Consider the following 20,520-nt stretch of genomic DNA (forward strand, 5'->3'; position numbering starts at 1 on the left):
GGCTATTTCAGCGCGCGCACCAGCCCGGCATCGGGGAAGCAGGTGGCGGCGCGGCCGTTCTTCGCCTGCCAGTGGCCAATCGAACGCCGCGTCTTGAAGCCGGGCAGGCCGTCGGCACCGCCGACATCGTAGCCCCTGTTCTCCAGCGCCCGCTGCAAGCCGGCGATGTCGGAGCGGTAGAGCTTGTCCACCGGGCCCCAGCGCCCGGCGAAGCCCTTGTCGCCATAAGCGATCCGATCGGCAGCATGGCCGATGAACAGGGCATAGAGGTCGCTCATGTTGTAGTCCTTGAGGACGTAGAAATTGGGCGTGACGATGAAGGCGGGTCCGTTGCGCCCGGCCGGCATCAAAAGGAAGCCCCCGGCCCTCGCCTCATGCGCCGGGAACGGCTTGCCGCTCACCCGCCGGATGCCCATCGCGGCCCATTGCGAGATCGGCCTGCCGATGTCCGGCCCTTCCAGCGCACAGGACACATCGTCCGGCACCACCACCTCGAAGCCCCAGTCGCGGCCCTTTTGCCAGCCGTGATGGACGAGATAGTTGGCGATGGAGCCGAGCGTATCCGGCACCGAGTTCCAGATGTCGGCGCGCCCGTCGCCGTCCATGTCCACCGCATGTTCGAGGAAGGACGAAGGCAGGAACTGCGGCTGGCCGAGCGCGCCGGCCCATGAGGATTTCATCGCCCCGCGGCTGACGGCGCCGCGCTCGACCATGGCGAGAGCGGCCAGCACCTCCTTGCGGAACATGTCCTTGCGGGTGGCCATGAACGCCTTGGTGCCCAGCACCTCGAAGGCGTCGTAGGGCATGCGCGCGGCCCCGAAGCCGGACTCACGGCCCCAGATCGCCAGCACGACAGGGCCCGGAACGCCGAAGCGCTGCTCGACCGCCGCCAGCGTGCGGGCATGGGTGGCGGCGCGGGCGCGTCCGCCCGCCGTGACACCGCCCACCGTCTTCTCGGCGAAATAGGCGCCGGGTGCCCCGAACTCGGCCTGATGCTGGGTCTTCGGCGTTTTCGGCTTCTGGCCCGGCATGACGAGATCGGGCAGCTTGAGGTTGGGCTTCACGCCAGCGAATGCAGCGTCGAAGGTTTTCTTCGAAATGCCTTTTGCCCTCGCCTCGGGCCACAGATCATTCGCCAGCCACGTGCGGAACTGGTCGTCCACGGGGGCGGCGGAAACGGTGGACGCGCACAGCAACGCCGCAAGCACACCGGCACAAAGGGAGATGATGCGACGCCTCATGAAAAATCCCCCGGATCAGAATGCGGTTCGCGACTTCAAGGCGGCGGTGAGCGTGCCTTCATCGAGATAATCCAGCTCGCCGCCCACCGGCACGCCGTGGGCAAGCCTCGTCACCTTCACGTCGAGGCCCGAGAGCTGGTCGGTGAGATAATGGGCGGTGGTCTGACCCTCCACCGTGGCGTTGACGGCAAGGATCACCTCCTTCACCCCGCCGGCCGCGACGCGATCGACCAGCGAGCGGATGTTGAGCTGATCGGGACCGATGCCGTCGAGCGGCGACAACGTGCCGCCCAGCACATGGTAGCGCACATTCATGGCCGAGGCCCGCTCCAGCGCCCAAAGATCCGAAACGTCCTCGACCACGATCAGGGTCGACGGATCGCGGCGGGGGTCGTTGCAGATGGTGCAGGGATCGGAGGTGTCGACATTGCCGCAGGTGGAACAGACGCGCACCTTTTCCAAAGCCTCGCCCATGGCTTCCGTCAACGGGCCAAGCAACTGCTCCTTCTTCTTGATGAGATGGAGCGCGGCGCGGCGCGCAGAGCGCGGGCCAAGCCCCGGCACCTTGGCCAGAAGCTGGATCAGGCGTTCGATTTCGGGGCCGGCGATTCGCTTGGACATAGCCGGGTTTTAAAGCATGTCTCCCCAAAACGGGAGACACACGAAGGTGATGCGGCGCGTCAGTATCCCGCAGCCTGAGACTGACTGACAATCAGGGAGCCGATGGCGCTGGTGTCCAGCGGCGTCTGCTCGAAAGCCATGACGGGTTGCGCGGATTCAGGAACCGAAGCGGTGGTGATCATATCCGTTTCCGGCGTCGAAGGCTGTACCGGCGCAGCCGAGGCGACTGCCACGGTCGCCGCTGCCGGCTCCTCTTTCTTCGCCGCAGCGATGGAGGGCGGATTGGCGGTTTCGGGCGTGGCCGCCGCCACACGGAATTCGGAATCCGGCGGCAGCGGCTCGAAATTGCGGCCGCGCTTTTCGTAGAAGGCGTTGCCGCCCGCCACCGCCACATAGTGCATGTTGTCGTATTTGAATTTAAGGCCCGCCGTGTGGAAGAACATGGCGTCCTTCATCTTCGGGTGACGTTCACCCTTGAGCACGGCATCGGCGGCTTCCGCCACATCGGGCAGGGCTTTTGAATTCATCGGCCGGGTGAGCACGCCGGGAGCGAACTGCCGGGGCGCGCCCACAACCTCACAGATCGTGTCGCCATGCTTGCCCGATTTGAGCCGGTTCATGACCACCGTGCCGACGCCGATCATGCCCTCGCGGCTGGAACGGTTGGCCTCAAAGAAGATCGCGCGCTGCAGGCATTCGCGATCGTTTTGCGTGTAGCGATAGCTGTAGGTTCTGGACGGCGAGGTTTCCGTCCTGTCGTGCAGGGCAAGGCTCTGCGTGGTCTGGCTGCAACCGGCGAGCAGCATGAGAAATCCGGCGGCGCCCATCGACGCGGGCGTCTTCCATCGCATGACGATCAACAACCGTCCCCTCTTCCTGCCGCCGCCACGTCCCCGGATCGTGGCCAAGATGAGACAGTTTCGGGCAAAATGATGGCAAAAGGGTAATTTTGCCGGCTGCGGGGCAGGAAACCCGCTTCCTCCGGCAGCCGCGAGAGATCAGAACGGCAGCTTCATGCCGGGCGGGATCGGCAGGCCGGCAGTCAGCGCCCTGGTCTTTTCCTGCATCACCTGCTCGACCTTGGCCTTGGCGTCGTTGTGCGCGGCAAGGATCAGATCCTCGAGAATCTCCACCTCGTCTTCCTTGAACAGGGACGGGTCGATCTTCAGCGCCTTCATCTCGAACTTGCCGGTGAGCGTGACGGCAACCATGCCGCCGCCGGCCTGACCGGAGGCTTCGAGCTGCGCGATCTCCTCCTGCATGGCCTGCATCCTGGCCTGCATTTCCTTGGCTTTGCCCATCAGGCCGAGCAGATCTTTCATCGCGATATCCTCATGCTTGGTTGTTGCCGGTGCGCCCGCCGACGCATGCCGGCCGGCCGCGTTCAGTCGTCTTCGTCGGTTTCAGGTTCCGGCAGCGTATCGTCATCCGGGCCCTGCGCCTGCAAGGCGTCGGGAATGCGCACATCGATGATCCTCGCCCCTGGAAATCGTTCCAGTACCGCCGCAACGGCCGGATCGCTGCGGGCGTCGAGCAGGGCGGTCTCGCGGCGTTCGGATTCCATCTCGGAAAGCGTCTGGCCGCCTTCGTCCTTCGACAGGGATACAACCCAGTGCCGCCCCGTCCACTGCTTGAGCTTGACCGTCAGGTCGTTGAGCAGGGTGCGCGGGGCATCTTCGGTCAGGCTGACCTCGACATGACCGGGCTCGATGCGCACCGGGCGCACGCAGCGCCGTACCAATGCCTTGAACAGCCCGTCACGATGGCTGTCGGCCAGCGCAACGATGTCGTTGAGAGATTTGATGGATTGCTGAGGCTGCTCGGGCTCCGGTTCCGGCTGCGGCGTGAACGAAACCGGCTCAGGCGCGGCCTCGACCACCCGCATGGTCTGCGCGCCGCCCGAGGACGACGGCATGACGGAGGGCATCGCCAGCTGCGCCATCGCGCCTGCCGGCCCGCCGCTTGGCGCGCCCGCCGGCGCGGGGCGCGGCTGCGGGGCGCGGGGCGCAGGCGCGGGCTGGCCGTCCAGCGATTTCAGCGCCTCGTCCAGCGTCGGCAGGTCGGCGGCGTGGGCGATGCGGATCAGCACCATCTCGGCCGCGCTGACCGGACGGTTCGAGCTCTGCACTTCGGGTATGCCCTTCAGCAGCATCTGCCAGGTGCGCGACAGCACCTTGACCGACAGGGCTGCGGCGAATTCGACGCCGCGCCGGCGCTCTGCCTCGGAAAGCGATGCGTCCTCGGCCGCGTCCGGCACGAAGCGCAGGCGGGTGACCAGATGATTGAACTCGGCAAGGTCGGTAAGAACCGCCGCCGGGTCCGCGCCGGTGTCGTACTGCGCCCGGAACTCGCCGAGCGCGGCGGCGACATCGCCTCTCATCAGATGCTCGAACAGGTCGATGATGCGGCCGCGGTCGGCAAGGCCCAGCATGGCGCGCACCGCCTCGGCGGTAACAGCCCCGCCACCATGGGCGATGGCCTGGTCGAGGATCGACAGCGAATCGCGCGCCGAACCCTCGGCCGCGCGCGCGATCATGGCCAGCGCCTCGTCATCGATGGAAATGCCTTCCTTTTCGGAGATCGCGCCAAGGTGCCTCACCAGCGCGCTGGCATCGATGCGCCTCAGGTCGAAGCGCTGGCAGCGCGACAGCACCGTGATCGGCACCTTGCGGATCTCGGTGGTGGCGAAGATGAACTTCACATGCGGCGGCGGCTCTTCCAGCGTCTTCAGCAGGCCGTTGAAAGCCTGCGTGGAGAGCATGTGCACCTCGTCGATGATGTAGACCTTGTAGCGCGCGGACACCGGCGCATAGCGCACACGGTCGATGATGTCGCGGATATCGTCGATGCCGGTGTGGGAGGCGGCGTCCATCTCGATCACGTCGACATGGCGGCCTTCCATGATGGCCTGACAATGTTCCCCAGGCACCGACAGGTCGACCCACGGCTTGTCGATCCCGGGCGTGCGGTAGTTGAGGGCGCGGGCGAGGATGCGCGCGGTCGTCGTCTTGCCCACGCCGCGCACGCCGGTCAGCATCCATGCCTGCGCGATGCGCCCGGACGAGAAGGCGTTGGTCAGGGTGCGCACCATCGGCTCCTGGCCGATGAGCTGGGAAAAATCGGAGGGCCGGTATTTACGGGCGAGAACCCGATAGGCGCCGGACGCCTTGCCGGCTGCGGAAACGCCTGCGTCGCTGGTTCCGGCGTCGTTCATCGATCGGCTCTGCTCCAAGCAAGCACCAAGGGACCGCGACCGGAAGCGGCCGTCTGCGAAAGCCAATTTCGCCCGCACGCCCCGCCGACACAGTCCCCCTCGGCCCGGTCAATGAGCATGCGCCGTCATCATCGCGGAGCTGGCGAAAGTAAAGGCGGGAGGCTGGAACAATGACCCGTTCCGGGCTCGTTAGGGCTGCTTCCTTCCGGACCTGACCCGGTTGGCGAGTGGACCGTCCACCACCAACCTCCCGGTTTCCATATCGGCAATTCGATTACGAAATGCAAGGGCGAGAACAAAATCGTTGCCGGCTGCGAACCGGAATCGCTTGCAGCGCGGGCAAGCTCGCAATACCGTTTCGGATGGACGGGCGACGATGCCGCTGATTGTCGATGAATGCGCGGACGCCGGCCCTGACAATTCAATAACGCCGGCGGTGCCGGCTGTGGGTCAATACGCCGGCAATGCCGGCTATGGGTCAATAACGCCGGCAATGCCGGCTGCGGGAGAACGCAAATGCTGCGCGGGCTCAAGGCTGGTTTTTCGCTCGACGCACGCCTGGAAACGGACAGCGAGCCGCTGATGTGGCTTGGCCTGTGCGAATTGCGGGTCATGAACGATCGCCGCTGGCCTTGGCTCATCCTCGTGCCGCAACGGCCCGGCGCCGAGGAAATCCACGATATGGCCCCCCTCGATCAGGCCATGCTCACCTTCGAGACCAACATGGTGGCGCAGGCGCTGAAGCGCGTCACCGACTGCACCAAGATCAACACGGCCGCGCTTGGCAACATCGTGCGCCAGCTCCATGTCCATGTCGTCGCCCGCAGGGAGGACGACGCCGCATGGCCCGGCCCCGTCTGGGGTCACGGTGTGCGCGAGCCCTATCAGGCCGAAGAGCTGCGCCGGTTTGCCGAAACGGTGAAGGCAGCGCTATAAGCGCCAGCCAGCCAGATTTCCGGAAAAGCCAGCCGATGAGCTTCCCCTTCTTCGATGCGCCCCTGCACGAGCCCAGCCAGTTCGTCGGTTTCGCCGGCAACCGTATCGAGCGCCAGTCCGAACGACGTCCCGACGACTGCGTGATCAGGGCTCTGAAAGACGCTGCCGCGCGCATCATGGTGCTGGGCAGCGGGCGCATCCTGCTCAGGCCCGATGGCGAAGGGTTCAATCCGTGGTTCACGGCGGCCGAATGCGGGCAGTCCGGCTTCGATCCCGCCTCCTCGATCCTGCTGGGCCTTGCCAGCCATGGCCCGGCGCTGGCCCTTCATGCAAAGCTCGATCCCGAGCAGCCGCGCGAGGGGCTGGAGATGCTGGAGCACCGCACCGTCTATGTCCAGGGGCTGATCGGCGAGACGGAGCTGGGCGCCCTCGCCCAAGCATCGTCCCTGCTGACATGGAACCACACGCATGCCTTCTGCGGACGCTGCGGCCAGAAGACGGAAATGCGCGCCGGCGGCTACCGCCGCAATTGCCCGGCCTGCGGAACCGACCATTTTCCGCGCACCGACCCGGTGGCGATCATGCTCACCGTCACGCCACAAAAGTGCCTGATGGGGCGTGGACGTCATTTCGCGCCGGGCATGTATTCGGCGCTGGCCGGCTTCATCGAGCCGGGCGAGACCATCGAGGATGCGGTGCGGCGCGAAACCTTCGAGGAGGCCGGCATCCGTCTTGGCCGCGTCGTCTATCACGCCAGCCAGCCATGGCCGTTTCCGCATTCGCTGATGATCGGCTGCTATGGCGAACCCCTCAACGAGGACATCCGCGCCGACATCGACGAACTGGAGGATTGCCGCTGGTTTACCCGCAACGAGGTGCGGGCGATGCTGGAACGCACCCATCCGCAGCAGCTTGTCGTTCCCCCGTCGGGAGCCATCGCCCATCACCTCATCCGGGCATGGGCGGAGCAGCCGGAACAGGCCGTGCAAACAAGCTGACCGATGTCAGATAATTATTGCGAATCTCCAGTTTCCTGACTAAGGTCAGGCAATGGAAAACAGCAAGATCGCCAGAATTCGCAGCTTCAACCGCGCCGTGACCCGCCGGGTCGGCGCGCTGGAGGAAAGTTATCTCAGCCGCGGCAGGCCGCTCGGCGAAGCCCGGCTCCTGTTCGAGATCGGACGGCAAGGCGCCGCGCTTGGCGCGCTCCGCCAGCGGCTTGGGCTCGATTCCGGTTACCTCAGCCGTATGCTGCGCTCGCTTGAGGCACAGGGTCTGGTGTCGGTCGGGGCGCAGGACGACGACGCCCGCGCGCGATACGCCACGCTGACGGAAAGCGGGCTCGCGGAACTCGCCGCCTATGATGCGCTTTCGGACGATCAGGCGCAGTCGCTGCTGAAGCCGCTGTCACCGGCTGCGCGGGACCGGCTTGTCGCGGCCATGGCCGAGGTCGAGCGCCTGATGGCCGCCGCTGCGGTGGCGATCGAAGAGGAAGACCCCGACAGCGCCGACGCACGTCAATGCCTCGGCCTCTATGTGGCCGAGGTGGCGTCGCGGTTCACGGACGGCTTCGACACGGCAAAGGGCAGCACGGCGAGCGGCGACGAATTCACCCGCCCGCACGGCGCTTTCCTGCTCGCCCGTCTGGACGGAAACCCGGTCGGCTGCGGCGCGGTCCGGCTGCTCGATGCCCGGACGGCGGAAATCAAGCGCATGTGGGTCTCGCCGCAGGCGCGCGGCATGGGCCTTGCCATGCGGATGCTGCACCGCCTTGAGGAGATCGCCCGCGATCTGGGCGCGCGCACGGTGTGCCTCGACACCAACCGCGCGCTCACGGAAGCTCAGTCCCTCTATGAGCGGCAAGGCTATGAAGAGGTCGCCCGATTCAACGACAACCCCTATGCCGACCGCTGGTATTCGAAGCGGCTGTAGCGCGCCGTTCAGCCTTCCGGGTTTTGCGTGGCCCGGAACTCATTCGCCGGATAGACGCCCAGAATGCGCACTTCCTTTGAGAAGAAACGCAGTTCTTCCAGCGCATTTGCCAGGCTCCGGTCGTCGGGATGGCCTTCCACGTCGGCGTAGAACTGCGTGGCCGTGAAGGCGCCGAGCTGATAGCTTTCCAGCTTGGTCATGTTGACGCCGTTGGTGGCGAAGCCGCCCATGGCCTTGTAGAGCGCGGCCGGCACGTTGCGCACGCGGAACACGAAGGTCGTGACCATCGGCACGCCGTTGCGGCGTTCGGCCCATTGCTTCGTCTTCGAAAGCACGACGAAACGGGTGATGTTGTTTTCCGTGTCCTCGACATTCTCCTCGATGATGTCGAGACCATAGAGATCGGCCGCGAGACGCGGGGCGAGCGCTGCCATGGTGCGGTCCTGCGTTTCTGCCACCAGCCTGGCGGCGCCGGCCGTATCGCCGGCAACCATCGGCTTCCAGCCATTCCTGCGGGTGTATTTGCGGCACTGGCCAAGCGCATGGATATGGCTGTGCACGGTCCTGATCTCATTGCGCTGCACGCCCGGCAGCACCATGAGCTGGAAATGGATCGGCAGGAAATATTCGCCCACGATATGCAGCTTCGATTCGGGCAGCAGATGGTGGATGTCGGCCACCCGCCCGGCGATGGTGTTCTCGATCGGGATCATGGCAAGATCGGCCTTGCCGGTTTCCACCGCGTTGAAGGCATCCTCGAAGGTCGGGCACGGCAGCGGCTCCATGGCCGGATAGACGTTGCGGCAGGCAGTGTCCGAATTGGCGCCCGGCTCGCCCTGGAAGGCAATTCTGTTGGTCTTTTCCGGCATTGTGGACCCTGTCAATTTGAGAGAATGGTTCTGGCGCGTTCGAGGTCTTCGGGCGTGTCCACGCCCAGCGGCACCGCATCGACGATTTCCACGTCGATGCGCATGCCGGCTTCCAGCGCCCGCAACTGCTCGAGCTTCTCGCGCCTTTCCAGCGCCGAGGGCGCAAGCGCCACGAAGCGCTCCAGAGCGGCGCGGCGATAGGCGTAGAGTCCGACATGATGATAGAGCGGGCCCTCGCCCCACGGCGCCGTGGAACGGGTGAAATAGAGCGCCCGCATGCGGGACGGCGAAAGCGGGGAACCGACGATCTTGACCACGGCGGGATTGGTCTTTTCCTCCTCGCGCACGATCTCCACGCCGAGCGTGGCGATGTCCACCTGCCTGTCCCCGAACGGACGCAGCGCGGCGGCGGCGATGCCGGGATCGAGCGTCGGCAGGTCGCCCTGTATGTTGACGATGATCTCCACCTTTCCCTGCGGGTCCAGCGTCGTCAGCGCCTCGAATATGCGATCCGAGCCCGTTTCATGATCGGCCCGCGTCATCACCGCCTCGAAACCGTGGGCTTCGACGGCCTGCGCGATTTCGTCCGTGTCCGTGGCGACGACGACGCGTCCGAGCCCGGTTTCGGCGGCGCGGCGCGCCACATGCACGATCATCGGCATGCCGGCTATGTCGGCCAGGGGTTTGCCCGGCAACCGGGTGGAGGCCATGCGGGCCGGGATGAGAACGAGTGTGGACATGGGGACCGAGCGAAGTGAAAAGGCTGCTGAAAAGTGTCAAAAGGTCTCACTGGAAGCGCTCTTATAGGTGTTGCAAGAGCCGAGCAAAAGACCTAGTTTCCGCGCGATTTGGCCGCCCTGCGTTTTTCGGGGCAGCATGGATGTTACCGACGGACGGAGGACGGGAAGGTCCGCCGGAAAAGGGAGCCTGGGGCGTATGGATTCATTCGAGGTCAACAAGGTCCTGGGCGGTCTGCTCGGTACTGTTTTTGTCATTTTCTCGGTCGGTATCGTTTCCAATTCGCTTTTTGCCACGCACGCTCCCGAAAAGCCCGGCTTCGTCATCGAAGCCGCTGAAGGCGATGCCGGAGGCGCCGCTGCCGGAGGCGCGGCCGAGGCGACCCCGATCGCCGACCTGCTGGCCAGCGCCGACGCCAAGGCCGGCGAGGCGGTGTTCAAGAAGTGCGCGGCCTGCCACTCGATCGAGAAGGGCGGCCCCAACAAGGTCGGTCCGGACCTGTGGTCCATCGTCGACCGCCCCGTCGCCTCGCATGAGGGCTTCGCCTATTCGGGCGCCATGAAGGAGTTCGCCAATGGCGGCTCCGAGAAGTGGACCTTCGACAACCTCAACCACTTCCTGACCTCGCCCAAGGGCTTCGTGAAGGGAACGGCGATGGGCTTCGCCGGCCTCAAGAAGGACGACGAGCGCGCCAACCTGATCGCCTACATGCGCGAACAGGCCGACAGTCCAGTTCCGCTGCCGGAAGCCGGCGCCGCCGCCCCCGAGGGCGAAGCCACCGAAGCCGCGCCCGCCGAAGGAGCCGCGCCCGCCGAAGGAGCCGCTCCGGCCGAGGCAGCGCCCGCAGAACAGGCTCCGGCCGAAGCGGCACCTGCCGAACAGGCTCCGGCTGATCAAGCCCCCGCCGCAGGTGAAGCCGCGCCGGAAGGCCAGCCGGCCGAATAACGAAATCGTAATCTGCCTATCCTTGAAAAAGCCGGGTTCTGCCCGGCTTTTTTGCTACTGTGGGCCGGGCGCGGCATTATCGCCACAATCCGATTCCCTCGTCGGACGAATCCAGTACAGTGCCCATTACGGCGCATGCCTGCACGTAGCGAAAGGACCGGGATGAACTTTCACCATATCAGGGCATCGATGACGGCAATGCTTGTCTCGGCGCTGGCCTGCGCCGCTCTGGCGCCCGGCATCGCCGGGGCGCGGGCGGATGAATGGCATACATCCTCGTCGCTCATCGGCGGCTCCAAATATGGCGAGAACTTCGAACGCTACGACTACGTGAACCCCGACGCACCGAAGGGCGGCACGCTGAACACCACCGTTATCGGCACCTTCGACAGCTTCAACCCCTACATCGTGCAGGGCACGCCGGCCTCGGGGCTGGCCGAATTCGGCGGCGGACTGCTTTACGACACGCTGATGGAGCAGGCGACCGACGAAGGCAGCGTCAGCCATCCGCTTGTGGCCGAAGCCTACAAATATCCGGACGACTTTTCGTCCGCGACCTTCAGGCTCGATCCCGATGCGCGCTGGCATGACGGCCAGCCGATCACCGTCGACGATGTCATCTGGTCCTTCGGGGTGCTGAAAGCCAACAGCCCCATGTACAACCGCTACTACGACAACGTCACCGAAGCGGTGAAAATATCGGATCGCGAGGTCGAGTTCCGCTTCGACCAGAAGGGCAACCGCGAACTGCCCAAGATCATGGGCGACCTCGTGGTGCTGCCGAAGCACTGGTGGGAAGGCACCGATGCGAAGGGCAAGAAGCGCGACATCACCCGCCCGACGCTGGAAGCCCCGCTCGGCTCCGCCGCCTATCGCATCAAAAGCTTCAGGCCGGGGCAGGAGATCATCTGGGAGCGCGTGCCGGACTACTGGGGCGCGAAACTGCCGGTGAAGATCGGGCGCGAGAATTTCGACCAGCGCCGCTATCGCTATTTCCTCGACAACAATGCCGCGTGGCAGGCCTTCACAAAGGGCGGCTTCAAGGACATTCACCCCGAAAACAGCGCGCGGCGCTGGATGACCGCCTATGATTTTCCTGCCGTAAAGGCTGGCGACGTGATCAAGAAGGAGTTCGTGTCCACCGCCCGTGCCAACATGCAGGGCTTTGTCCTCAACACCCGCCGGCCCCTGTTCCAGGACAGGCGCGTGCGCCAGGCGCTGTCCTACGCCTATGATTTCGACACGGCAAACCGCACCCAGTCCTTCGGACTGAACACACGTATCACCAGCTATTTCATGGGCGGCGATTTTGCATCCCGGGGCCTGCCGGAAGGCAAGGAGCTGGAGATCCTCGAGCAATATCGTGACAAGCTGCCGCCGGACCTGTTCACGAAGGAATTCGCCCTGCCGCGCTTCGACAACCCGCAGGCGGAGCGCAAGATTCTGCGCGACGCGGTGGCGCTGTTCAAGGAGGCAGGCTGGGAAATCCGCAATGGCCGGATGGTCAATACCGAAACCGGCCAGCCGTTCAGCTTTGAAATCCTCGATTTCAGCCAGGACTCCGGTCCCACCATCAGCCCGTACATCGAAATGCTGCGCAAGATCGGCGTGACCGTCACCCACCGTATCGTCGATACCAGCCAGTTTGTGAACCGGGTCAACGATTTCGACTACGACGTGATCACGCAAGTGCTGCAGCAGTCCGACTCGCCCGGCAACGAACAGCGCGACTACTGGAGCACACGCGCCGCCGACGCGCCCGGCTCGCGCAACTATTCCGGCATCAAGGACCCGGTGATCGATGCGCTTGTCGACCGGGTGATCTTCGCCACCGACCGCGACGACCTCATCGCAGCCACCCGCGCGCTCGACCGTGTGCTGCTGTGGAATTACTATGTCGTGCCGCAGTTCACCCGCCCGAACCTGTGGGTCGCCTACTGGAACAAGTTCGGCATGCCCGACAAGCAGCCCGAATATATCGGGGCCGACGTCGAATCCTGGTGGATCGACCCCGAAAAGGAAAAGGCGCTGGCGGCCAAGTACCAGAGCGCCAACTGATGAGCGCCTTTTCGCGTCGCGACTTCCTTCTGCTGGGGGGTGCCGCGGCAGCGTGGCCGCTGATGCCCGGCCCTGCCTCCGCCAGCATGGCAACGGGCGTGAAGCTTCACGGCCTCTCGGCCTTCGGGGAGCTGAAATACCCGCCCGGCTTTGCCCATTTCGACTATGTGAACCCCGATGCCCCCAAGGGCGGCACCTTCAATTTTCCACCGCCCAACTGGGTCTTCAACCAGAACCCGCTCACCTTCAACACGCTGAATTCCTTCACGCTGCGCGGCGATGCGCCACCGCGCATGGAGCTCTGCTTCGATACGCTGATGACGCGCGCGCTGGACGAGCCGGACGCGCTCTACGGGCTGCTGGCCGAAGGCGTCACCATCTCGCAGGACCGCAACAGCTTCGACTTCCATCTGCGCAGCGAGGCGCGGTGGCACGATGGCACGCCGCTGACGGCCGGGGATGTCGCCTTCACCCTGATGCTTTACAAGGACAAGGGGCATCCGCAACTGGCGCTGCCGCTTGTCGAGCTTGCCGACGCAGAAGCGCTGGATACGCTTACGGTGCGCCTGACCTTCACCGGCAGGCAGCCGCCGCAGACCATTCTCACAGCCGCCGGAATGCCGATCCTGTCGAAGGTCTACCATACGCAAAACGAATTCGACGCCGGACGCATGACACCCCCTTTGGGCTCCGGCCCTTACAAGGTGGGCCGGGCCGCCGCCGGACAGTTCATCGAATATGAGCGGGTGCCGGATTACTGGGGTCGCGACCTGCCGGTCAATCGCGGTCAGTACAATTTCGACCGCCTGCGCATCGATTTCTACCGCGATCGCAGCGCCGCCTTCGAGGCGTTCAAAAAGGGTGACACCCACTACCGCGAGGAATTCGTCGCCCGCACCTGGGTCTCGGAATACAATTTCCCCGCCATTGCCGACGGACGCGTCCTGAAGCGCGAATTCGACGGCGAGAAATGGCCCGAGATGCAGTCTATGGCGATCAACCAGCGCCGCCCCCGGTTCCGCGACGTGCGTGTGCGCCGTGCCATCGGCCTGTGTTTCGATTTCGAGTGGACGCGCCGCACGCTGTTCTCCGGCGCCTATGAGCGCTCACAGTCCAATTTCGAGAAATCCGAGTTCAAGGCGGAAGGTCTCCCGTCTCCCGCGGAGCTGGCCCTTCTGGAGCCCCTGCGCGCCGACCTGCCGCCGGAGGTGTTCGCGGAACCTGCCCTTCAGCCGGTTTCCGACGGCTCGGGCCGGGACCGCAAGCTGCTCGGCGAGGCCATGGGACTGCTCCGCGACGCCGGCTGGAGCCGCAACGGGTCCTTCGTCGTCAACGACAAGGGCGAGAGGCTGAAGGCGGAAATACTTGCCGACGACGATGCGCTGGCCCGCATTTTCCTGCCCTGGGCGGAAAACATGAAGGCGGTCGGCATCGACGCCTCCGTGCGTGTGATCGATTCCGCACAGTATCAGGCGCGCCAGAACGATTTCGATTTCGACATGATCCTGATGCGCGTCTCGGTCGGCGCGACACCCGCTCACGCGGCAATGGAAGCGCTTTATCACTCCCGTGCCGCGGGACGGCCCGGCACCCGCAATTATCCCGGAACCGAGAGCAGCGCTGTCGATGCGCTCGTCGATGCCGCGGGGCGCGCAAAAACCCGCGACGAGCTGGTTACGGCGCTGCGCGCGCTCGACCGGGTCTTGCGCGCAAGGCTCGACTGGATTCCAACATACTTTGTGGCGAATCACCGGGTCGCGTACTGGGACATGTTCGGGTTTCCCGAAACCAAGCCCGATTACGGCTTTCCGGTCGAGACGCTGTGGTGGTTCGAACCCGAAAAGGCTGCGAAGATTGGAAAAGGCTGACGGTTCAATGAAACGGAGCAGCGCCTGATGGGTGCCTATATCCTGCGCCGCCTGCTTCTGATGATCCCGACCCTCTTCGGCATCATGGCGATCTCCTTCGTCGTCATCCAGTTCGCACCCGGCGGCCCCGTCGAGCAGGTGATCGCCCGCCTGACCGGTCAGGCGGGGGATTCCAGCGACCGTCTCGGCTCCGGCGGGGGCGGCGACATGGGCATGGCCGGCGGCTTCGAGGCCGGGGGCGGCGCCATCTCCGGCAAGTATCGCGGTGCGCAGGGACTCGACCCCGAATTCATCGCCAAGCTTGAAAAGCAGTTCGGCTTCGACAAGCCGCCGCTGGAGCGCTTCGGCCTTATGCTGTGGAACTACGCCCGCTTCGATTTCGGCGAGAGCTATTTCCGCGACATATCGGTGGTCGACCTGATCCTCGAGAAAATGCCGGTGTCGATCTCGCTGGGACTGTGGATCACGCTGATTTCCTACATGATCTCGATACCGCTCGGCATCCGCAAGGCGGTGAAGGACGGCTCGGCTTTCGATACCTGGACCAGCGCCATCGTCATCGTCGGCTATGCGATACCCGGCTTCCTGTTCGCCATCCTGCTGATGATCCTGTTCGCCGGCGGCTCGTTCTATGACTGGTTCCCGCTGCGGGGGCTCACCTCCGACAACTGGTCGCAGATGTCATGGCCGGACCGCATCGTCGACTATTTCTGGCACCTTACCCTGCCGCTGACCGCCATGGTGCTGTCGGCCTTCGCCACCAACACGCTGCTGACGAAGAATTCCTTCCTCGACGAGATCCGCAAGCAATATGTGGTGACGGCGCGCGCCAAGGGCCTGTCCGAACACCGCGTTCTCTATGGCCACGTCTTCCGCAACGCCATGCTGATCGTCATCGCCGGCTTTCCCGGTGCGTTCATCTCGGCCTTCTTCACCGGCTCGCTGCTGATCGAGAACATCTTCTCGCTCGACGGGCTGGGGCTTCTCGGCTTCAAATCGGTGGTCGACCGCGACTATCCGGTGGTGTTCGCCAATCTCTACATCTTCTCGCTGATCGGCCTGTTCGTCAGTCTCATCTCCGACCTCACCTACACATGGATCGACCCCCGCATCGACTTCGACCGGAGGGATGTGTGATGGCCGAGGCCACGATGAAGACGGACGCCGAAAGCGTCGCTCCCCAGCCCGTCACGCCAAGACGGCGGCGGCGGTTCCTGTCGCCGCTCAACCAGCGGCGCTGGGCGAACTTCAAGGCGAACCGGCGCGGCTACTGGTCGTTGTGGATTTTCCTTTTCCTGTTCGTCGCCTCGTTGTTTGCCGAGTTCATCGCCAACGACAAGCCGATCATCGCCTCCTACAAGGGCGAGATTCTCTTCCCCGTCCTCGTCGCCTATCCGGAGGAAAAATTCGGCGGCTTCTATGCCGTCACCGACTATCGCGACCCGGTGATCCGCGACGAGATCGAGGCCAATGGCTGGATGATCTGGCCGCCGATCCGCTATTCCTACCGCACCGTCAACAACGCGGTGCCGCAGGCCGCCCCCGCCAAACCCTCGTGGAGCTACGATGCCGCCACGCGCTGCGGCCAGTATCCGCAAGGCGCGGCGGACCCCGACTGCATCGTCGGCAACTGGAACTGGCTCGGCACCGACGATCAGGCGCGCGACGTCATGGCGCGCGTCATCTACGGTTTCCGCGTCTCGGTGCTGTTCGGGCTGACGCTGACGCTGGGCTCGGCCATCATCGGCGTTTCGGCGGGCGCCATCCAGGGCTATTTCGGCGGCTGGGTCGATCTTCTGTTCCAGCGCTTCATCGAAATCTGGTCGGCTATCCCGGTGCTTTACCTGCTGCTGATCGTGGCGGCAGTGCTGCCGCCCGGCTTCTTCATCCTGCTCGGCCTCATGCTGTTGTTTTCATGGGTGGCCTTCGTCGGCGTGGTGCGGGCGGAATTCCTGCGCGCGCGCAACTTCGAATATGTGAACGCGGCGCGCGCACTCGGCGTCTCCAACCGCACCATCATGTTCCGGCACCTGCTGCCCAACGCCATGGTGGCGACGCTGACCTTCCTGCCCTTCATCCTCAACGGCTCGATCTCGACGCTGACCTCGCTCGACTTCCTCGGCTTCGGCCTGCCGCCGGGCTCGGCCTCGCTGGGTGAAATGCTCAAGCAGGGCCAGCGCTACCTCAACGCGCCGTGGCTCGGCATCACCGGCTTCATCACGCTTTCGATCATGCTCTCGCTGCTGATCTTCATCGGCGAAGCCACGCGCGACGCCTTCGACCCGAGGAAGACGTTCAGGTGAGCACGCCCCTCCTTTCCGTTCGCGATCTCTCGGTCGCCTTCTCGCAAGGGGGGCGGACCTCGCTCGCCGTCGATCATGTGTCCTTCGACATCGGCAAGGGCGAGACGCTGGCGCTGGTGGGTGAGTCCGGTTCCGGCAAATCGGTCTCGGCGCTGTCGGTGCTGAAGCTCCTTCCCTATCCGGCCGCCAGCCACCCTTCCGGGGAAATCCTGTTCGGCGGGCAGGACCTGATGCGGCTCGGTGAAAACGGGCTGCGCAAGGTGCGCGGCAACAAGATCACCATGATCTTTCAGGAGCCGATGACCTCGCTCAATCCGCTGCACACGATCGAGCAGCAGATCGTCGAGGTGCTGAAGCTGCATCGCGGCATGGGCGATGCGCAGGCGCGCAAACGCACGCTGGACCTGCTCAACGAGGTCGGCATCCGCGAGCCGGAAAAGCGGCTCGACGCCTATCCCCACCAGCTTTCGGGCGGGCAGCGCCAGCGCGTCATGATCGCCATGGCGCTCGCCAACGAGCCCGAACTGCTGATCGCCGACGAGCCGACCACGGCGCTCGACGTGACGGTTCAGGCCCAGATTCTTCTTCTCCTCGACACCCTGAAGAAGAACAACGGCATGTCGATGCTGTTCATCACCCACGACCTCGGCATCGTGCGCAAGATCGCCGACCGGGTCTGCGTGATGACAAAAGGCAAGGTGGTCGAGATCGGGCCGACGAAGGACATCTTCGCCAATCCGCAGCACGAATACACCCGCCATCTGCTGGCGGCAGAGCCCCGGGGCAAGCCGCCCGCCGCGGACCCCGCCGCCAAAGCGGTGATGCATGGCGAGGACGTGAAGGTCTGGTTCCCGATCAAGCAGGGCTTTTTCCGCAAGACCGTCGACCATGTGAAGGCCGTCGACGGCATAGATGTGACAGTGCGCGAGGGCCAGACGCTTGGCATCGTTGGCGAATCCGGCTCCGGCAAGACCACGCTCGGCCTTGCGCTGGCGCGCATGATCTCCTCCACCGGCAAGATCCGTTTTGACGGGCGCGACATCGACGCGCTGTCGTTCAACGAGATGCGGCCGCTGCGGCGCGAACTGCAGATCGTGTTCCAGGACCCCTACGGCTCGCTCAGCCCGCGCATGTCGGTGTCGGAGATCATCGAGGAAGGGCTGAAGATCCACGAGCCGAAACTCTCCGCAGACGAGCGCGACGACCGTATCGTCGACGTGCTCAGGGAGGTCGGCCTCGATCCGGAAACGCGCTTCCGTTACCCGCACGAATTTTCGGGCGGGCAGCGCCAGCGCATCGCCATTGCCCGCGCCATGGTGCTCAAGCCCCGCTTCGTCATGCTGGACGAGCCGACCTCGGCGCTCGACATGAGCGTGCAGGCACAGGTGGTCGACCTGCTGCGCGACCTGCAAGCCAAACACAACCTTGCCTATCTTTTCATCAGCCACGACCTGAAGGTGGTGCGCGCGCTCGCCAACGAGGTGATCGTCATGCGCAACGGCAAGGTGGTGGAGGCCGGCCCGGCGGCGCAGATCTTCGAAGCGCCGCGGACCGACTACACGAAGGCGCTGATCTCGGCGGCCTTCCGGATCGAAACCGCCCCCGAAGGCGTGGTTTCGGAATAATTGTCGAGGAGGATATCTTGAGCAATCCGGGCACGGGCCGCGTTCTGCTTGCGGTCAACGCGTTCCACCCCCAGCGCTGGCACGAACTGCTGTCGGCCGAGCGGGAAGTCGTTCTGGAGCGTAATACGGACACCGATGCGTCCATCACCTATGCGGTCGTGTGGAAGCAGAAGCCGAACCTGCTCGCCGGACTGCCAAACCTCAAGGTCATCTTCTCCGTCGGCGCGGGCGTCGATCACATCGTGGAGGACGCCACCATCCCCGCCGACGTCCCGGTGGTGCGCGTGGTCGCGGAAGACCTGACGCGGCACATGGTTGAATATGTCGTGTGGCGCGTGCTCGATCATCATCGTCAGGGCCGGCAGTATCGCGAGCAGCAGCGCCTGCGCGCCTGGCACGACATCGACCAGCGCAATGCCGACGACGTGTCGGTCGGCATCATGGGCTTCGGCCATCTGGGGCGCGCGGCAGCCAGCGCCCTCATGGCGCTCGGCTTCCGCATCAATGGCTGGGCGCGCTCGGCGCGCGAGATGGAAGGCGTCACCACCTATGCCGGCGACGCCGGGCTGGTGCCTTTCCTCAACGCCACCGATATTCTCGTCGTCCTGCTGCCGCTGACGAAGGCGACCACCGGCATCATCGACTACAAGCTTCTCAAGGAACTGCGCCGGCGCAATGCGCTGGGCGGCTCGGTGCTTGTCAATGCAGGACGGGGCCGCTTGCAGAAGGAGGCCGACATCCTGCGCGCGCTGGACGACGGAACGCTCAAGGAAGCGAGCCTCGACGTGTTCGAGATCGAGCCGCTGCCGAAAACCAGCCCGCTGTGGAGCCATCCGAAGGTGTTCGTCACACCGCATGCGGCAGCGACTTCGGACGCCGAACATCTGGTGCCGGTGATGCTCGGGCAGATGGCCGCCTACGAGCGGGGCGAGGAGCTGGAAAACCTGATCGACCGCGAAGCCGGCTACTGAGGCACGGCGGGCGCAGGGGCCGCGCATTTGCGCCGCGTCAGCGACCTGTTCATGGCGTCGATCTCGCCGCGCGCGGCCTCGGCCTTGCGGCGGCGCTCGCTGCGCACGTCTGGCGTCAGCGGCCCGACGCCATAGGGCTGGCGCACGAAGACGGGCCTGGCGTCCAGCGGCAATCCGTACTGGGCGGCCAGCGCATCGCGGTGCATGAACAGCGTGTCGCAGGGCACGCTGTCGTAAGGCAGCGCCGAGACAACGGCCTGATCCTGACGTTCGGTCAGCGAGTTGCCGCACCCCGCCACCATCACGCTTATGCCGGCGGCACCACAAATCCGCACTGCTGCGACCAATCTCGACAATGCCGTCTCCCTGTCCCGACGCAGGGCCGACTTATGGCAGGATTCGGGCATTGTGTAGACCATGCGGCGAATTGGCCGAAACAAGAGGCAGAAAAATTCAAAAAGCGGTTTCCCGTTCCTTTCCCGATGCTATAGGCAGGCAATGCCACAGCAGGAGTGCAAGGAATGAGCGCAAGGACCCTGATCGCACCGTCGGTTCTGTCATCGGACTTCTCGAAACTCGGCGACGAGGTCGAGGCTATTGTCGAGGCTGGCGCGGACTGGGTGCATCTCGACGTCATGGACGGCCACTTCGTGCCCAACATCACCTTCGGCGCACCCGTCATCAAGGCGATCCGCAATCGCACCGACGCCTATTTCGACGCCCATCTGATGATCGCGCCGGTCGATCCCTATCTGGCGGCCTTCGCCGAGGCCGGCTGCGACGGCATCACCGTCCATGCCGAGGCCGGCCCGCATCTCGACCGCTCGCTGCAAACCATCCGCAACCTCGGCAGGAAGGCCGGCGTCTCGCTCAATCCCGCCACCCCGGAAAACGCCATCGAATATGTGCTCGACCGGCTGGACCTCATACTGCTGATGACGATCAACCCCGGTTTCGGCGGACAGGCATTCATTCCGGCGGTGGTGGAGAAGGTGAGGCGCGTCAAGGCGATGATCGGCGAGCGCCCCATCGACATCCAGATCGACGGCGGCGTCACGCCGGAGACGGCGCCCCTGATCGCCGCTGCCGGCGCGAACGTGCTGGTGGCAGGCACGGCCGTGTTCAAGGGCGGCACGGTGGCCTCCTACCGCGCCAATATCGAGGCGATCCGCCAGGCGGCCGACGCCGCCCGCGAATAA

The 20,520-nt window shown here is 64.8% G+C and carries 19 protein-coding genes and 1 other RNA gene; 11 read left to right on the forward strand and 9 right to left on the reverse strand.

Annotated elements, in window-relative coordinates; translation table 11 throughout:
* Positions 1-2: 2 nt before the first annotated feature.
* The 6 genes from DES43_RS01500 to ffs form a co-directional block, all read right to left on the reverse strand.
* On the reverse strand, positions 3-1,241 hold the full coding sequence (locus DES43_RS01500; protein ID WP_035026479.1) for a lytic murein transglycosylase: 1,239 nt from the start codon (positions 1,239-1,241) through the stop codon (positions 3-5).
* Positions 1,242-1,256: 15 nt separating this feature from the next.
* Positions 1,257-1,862 (reverse strand): recombination mediator RecR, encoded by a 606-nt coding sequence (recR, locus tag DES43_RS01505; protein WP_035026478.1) that lies wholly within the window; start codon positions 1,860-1,862, stop codon positions 1,257-1,259.
* A gap of 59 nt (positions 1,863-1,921) precedes the next feature.
* Positions 1,922-2,722 (reverse strand): cell wall hydrolase, encoded by an 801-nt coding sequence (locus tag DES43_RS01510; RefSeq protein WP_036993358.1) that lies wholly within the window; start codon positions 2,720-2,722, stop codon positions 1,922-1,924.
* Positions 2,723-2,860: 138 nt separating this feature from the next.
* Entirely contained in the window at positions 2,861-3,184 is a 324-nt protein-coding gene (locus tag DES43_RS01515) for a YbaB/EbfC family nucleoid-associated protein (RefSeq protein WP_035026476.1), read from the reverse strand.
* A gap of 62 nt (positions 3,185-3,246) precedes the next feature.
* Complete coding sequence (locus DES43_RS01520; RefSeq protein WP_035026474.1) at positions 3,247-5,076, reverse strand: DNA polymerase III subunit gamma/tau; 1,830 nt, start codon at positions 5,074-5,076, stop codon at positions 3,247-3,249.
* A gap of 154 nt (positions 5,077-5,230) precedes the next feature.
* An RNA gene (ffs, locus tag DES43_RS01525) (signal recognition particle sRNA small type) lies at positions 5,231-5,327 on the reverse strand.
* Positions 5,328-5,592: 265 nt separating this feature from the next.
* Here ffs and DES43_RS01530 point away from each other — a divergent pair.
* The 3 genes from DES43_RS01530 to DES43_RS01540 are packed head-to-tail and all read left to right on the forward strand — an operon-like array spanning position 5,593 to position 7,944.
* Positions 5,593-6,012 carry an HIT domain-containing protein gene (locus DES43_RS01530; protein ID WP_035026471.1) on the forward strand — a complete coding sequence of 140 codons (420 nt, stop codon included), beginning with the start codon at positions 5,593-5,595 and terminating at the stop codon, positions 6,010-6,012.
* Between the two features lie 35 nt (positions 6,013-6,047).
* Entirely contained in the window at positions 6,048-7,010 is a 963-nt protein-coding gene (gene nudC, locus DES43_RS01535) for an NAD(+) diphosphatase (protein ID WP_035026469.1), read from the forward strand.
* A gap of 52 nt (positions 7,011-7,062) precedes the next feature.
* On the forward strand, positions 7,063-7,944 hold the full coding sequence (locus DES43_RS01540) for a bifunctional helix-turn-helix transcriptional regulator/GNAT family N-acetyltransferase (RefSeq protein WP_035026468.1): 882 nt from the start codon (positions 7,063-7,065) through the stop codon (positions 7,942-7,944).
* Between the two features lie 8 nt (positions 7,945-7,952).
* Here DES43_RS01540 and DES43_RS01545 read toward each other — a convergent pair whose 3' ends face one another.
* Together DES43_RS01545 and DES43_RS01550 are read right to left on the reverse strand one after the other, a co-directional pair.
* The gene (locus DES43_RS01545) at positions 7,953-8,813 is read right to left on the reverse strand and encodes a prephenate dehydratase (RefSeq protein WP_035026466.1); all 861 of its coding nucleotides are present in this window, start codon (positions 8,811-8,813) and stop codon (positions 7,953-7,955) included.
* Positions 8,814-8,824: 11 nt separating this feature from the next.
* Positions 8,825-9,553, reverse strand: coding sequence for a 3-deoxy-manno-octulosonate cytidylyltransferase (locus tag DES43_RS01550; RefSeq protein WP_035026464.1), 729 nt, complete (start codon positions 9,551-9,553; stop codon positions 8,825-8,827).
* 196 nt (positions 9,554-9,749) lie between these two features.
* Between DES43_RS01550 and DES43_RS01555 the strand changes: the two genes are divergently transcribed.
* From DES43_RS01555 to DES43_RS01585, 7 genes are all read left to right on the forward strand, one after another.
* The gene (locus tag DES43_RS01555) at positions 9,750-10,496 is read left to right on the forward strand and encodes a c-type cytochrome (RefSeq protein ID WP_035026462.1); all 747 of its coding nucleotides are present in this window, start codon (positions 9,750-9,752) and stop codon (positions 10,494-10,496) included.
* Positions 10,497-10,658: 162 nt separating this feature from the next.
* Entirely contained in the window at positions 10,659-12,554 is a 1,896-nt protein-coding gene (locus DES43_RS01560) for an extracellular solute-binding protein (RefSeq protein WP_425352079.1), read from the forward strand.
* Positions 12,554-14,422, forward strand: a complete 1,869-nt coding sequence (locus DES43_RS01565) for an extracellular solute-binding protein (protein WP_035026459.1) — start codon at positions 12,554-12,556, stop codon at positions 14,420-14,422. The genes DES43_RS01560 and DES43_RS01565 overlap by 1 nt, the downstream gene beginning before the upstream one ends.
* A gap of 27 nt (positions 14,423-14,449) precedes the next feature.
* Entirely contained in the window at positions 14,450-15,559 is a 1,110-nt protein-coding gene (locus tag DES43_RS01570) for a microcin C ABC transporter permease YejB (RefSeq protein WP_035026457.1), read from the forward strand.
* Positions 15,560-15,573: 14 nt separating this feature from the next.
* Positions 15,574-16,725: an ABC transporter permease gene (locus tag DES43_RS01575; RefSeq protein ID WP_425352081.1), complete on the forward strand. Its 1,152-nt coding sequence runs from the start codon at positions 15,574-15,576 to the stop codon at positions 16,723-16,725.
* Positions 16,722-18,350 carry an ABC transporter ATP-binding protein gene (locus DES43_RS01580; protein WP_035026452.1) on the forward strand — a complete coding sequence of 543 codons (1,629 nt, stop codon included), beginning with the start codon at positions 16,722-16,724 and terminating at the stop codon, positions 18,348-18,350. Before DES43_RS01575 ends, DES43_RS01580 begins: the two co-directional genes overlap by 4 nt.
* A gap of 17 nt (positions 18,351-18,367) precedes the next feature.
* A complete protein-coding gene (locus DES43_RS01585) occupies positions 18,368-19,321 on the forward strand; it encodes a 2-hydroxyacid dehydrogenase (RefSeq protein ID WP_035026449.1) in 954 nt (317 codons plus the stop codon).
* On the opposite strand, the gene DES43_RS01590 is transcribed toward DES43_RS01585, so the two are convergent.
* Positions 19,315-19,677: a hypothetical protein gene (locus tag DES43_RS01590; RefSeq protein WP_245264692.1), complete on the reverse strand. Its 363-nt coding sequence runs from the start codon at positions 19,675-19,677 to the stop codon at positions 19,315-19,317. The genes DES43_RS01585 and DES43_RS01590 overlap by 7 nt on opposite strands.
* A gap of 165 nt (positions 19,678-19,842) precedes the next feature.
* On the opposite strand from DES43_RS01590, the gene rpe reads away from it, so the two are divergent.
* Positions 19,843-20,520 (forward strand): ribulose-phosphate 3-epimerase, encoded by a 678-nt coding sequence (gene rpe / locus DES43_RS01595; protein WP_035026443.1) that lies wholly within the window; start codon positions 19,843-19,845, stop codon positions 20,518-20,520.

Source organism: Aquamicrobium defluvii (genome assembly GCF_004363725.1).
Lineage (GTDB): Bacteria > Pseudomonadota > Alphaproteobacteria > Rhizobiales > Rhizobiaceae > Mesorhizobium > Mesorhizobium defluvii.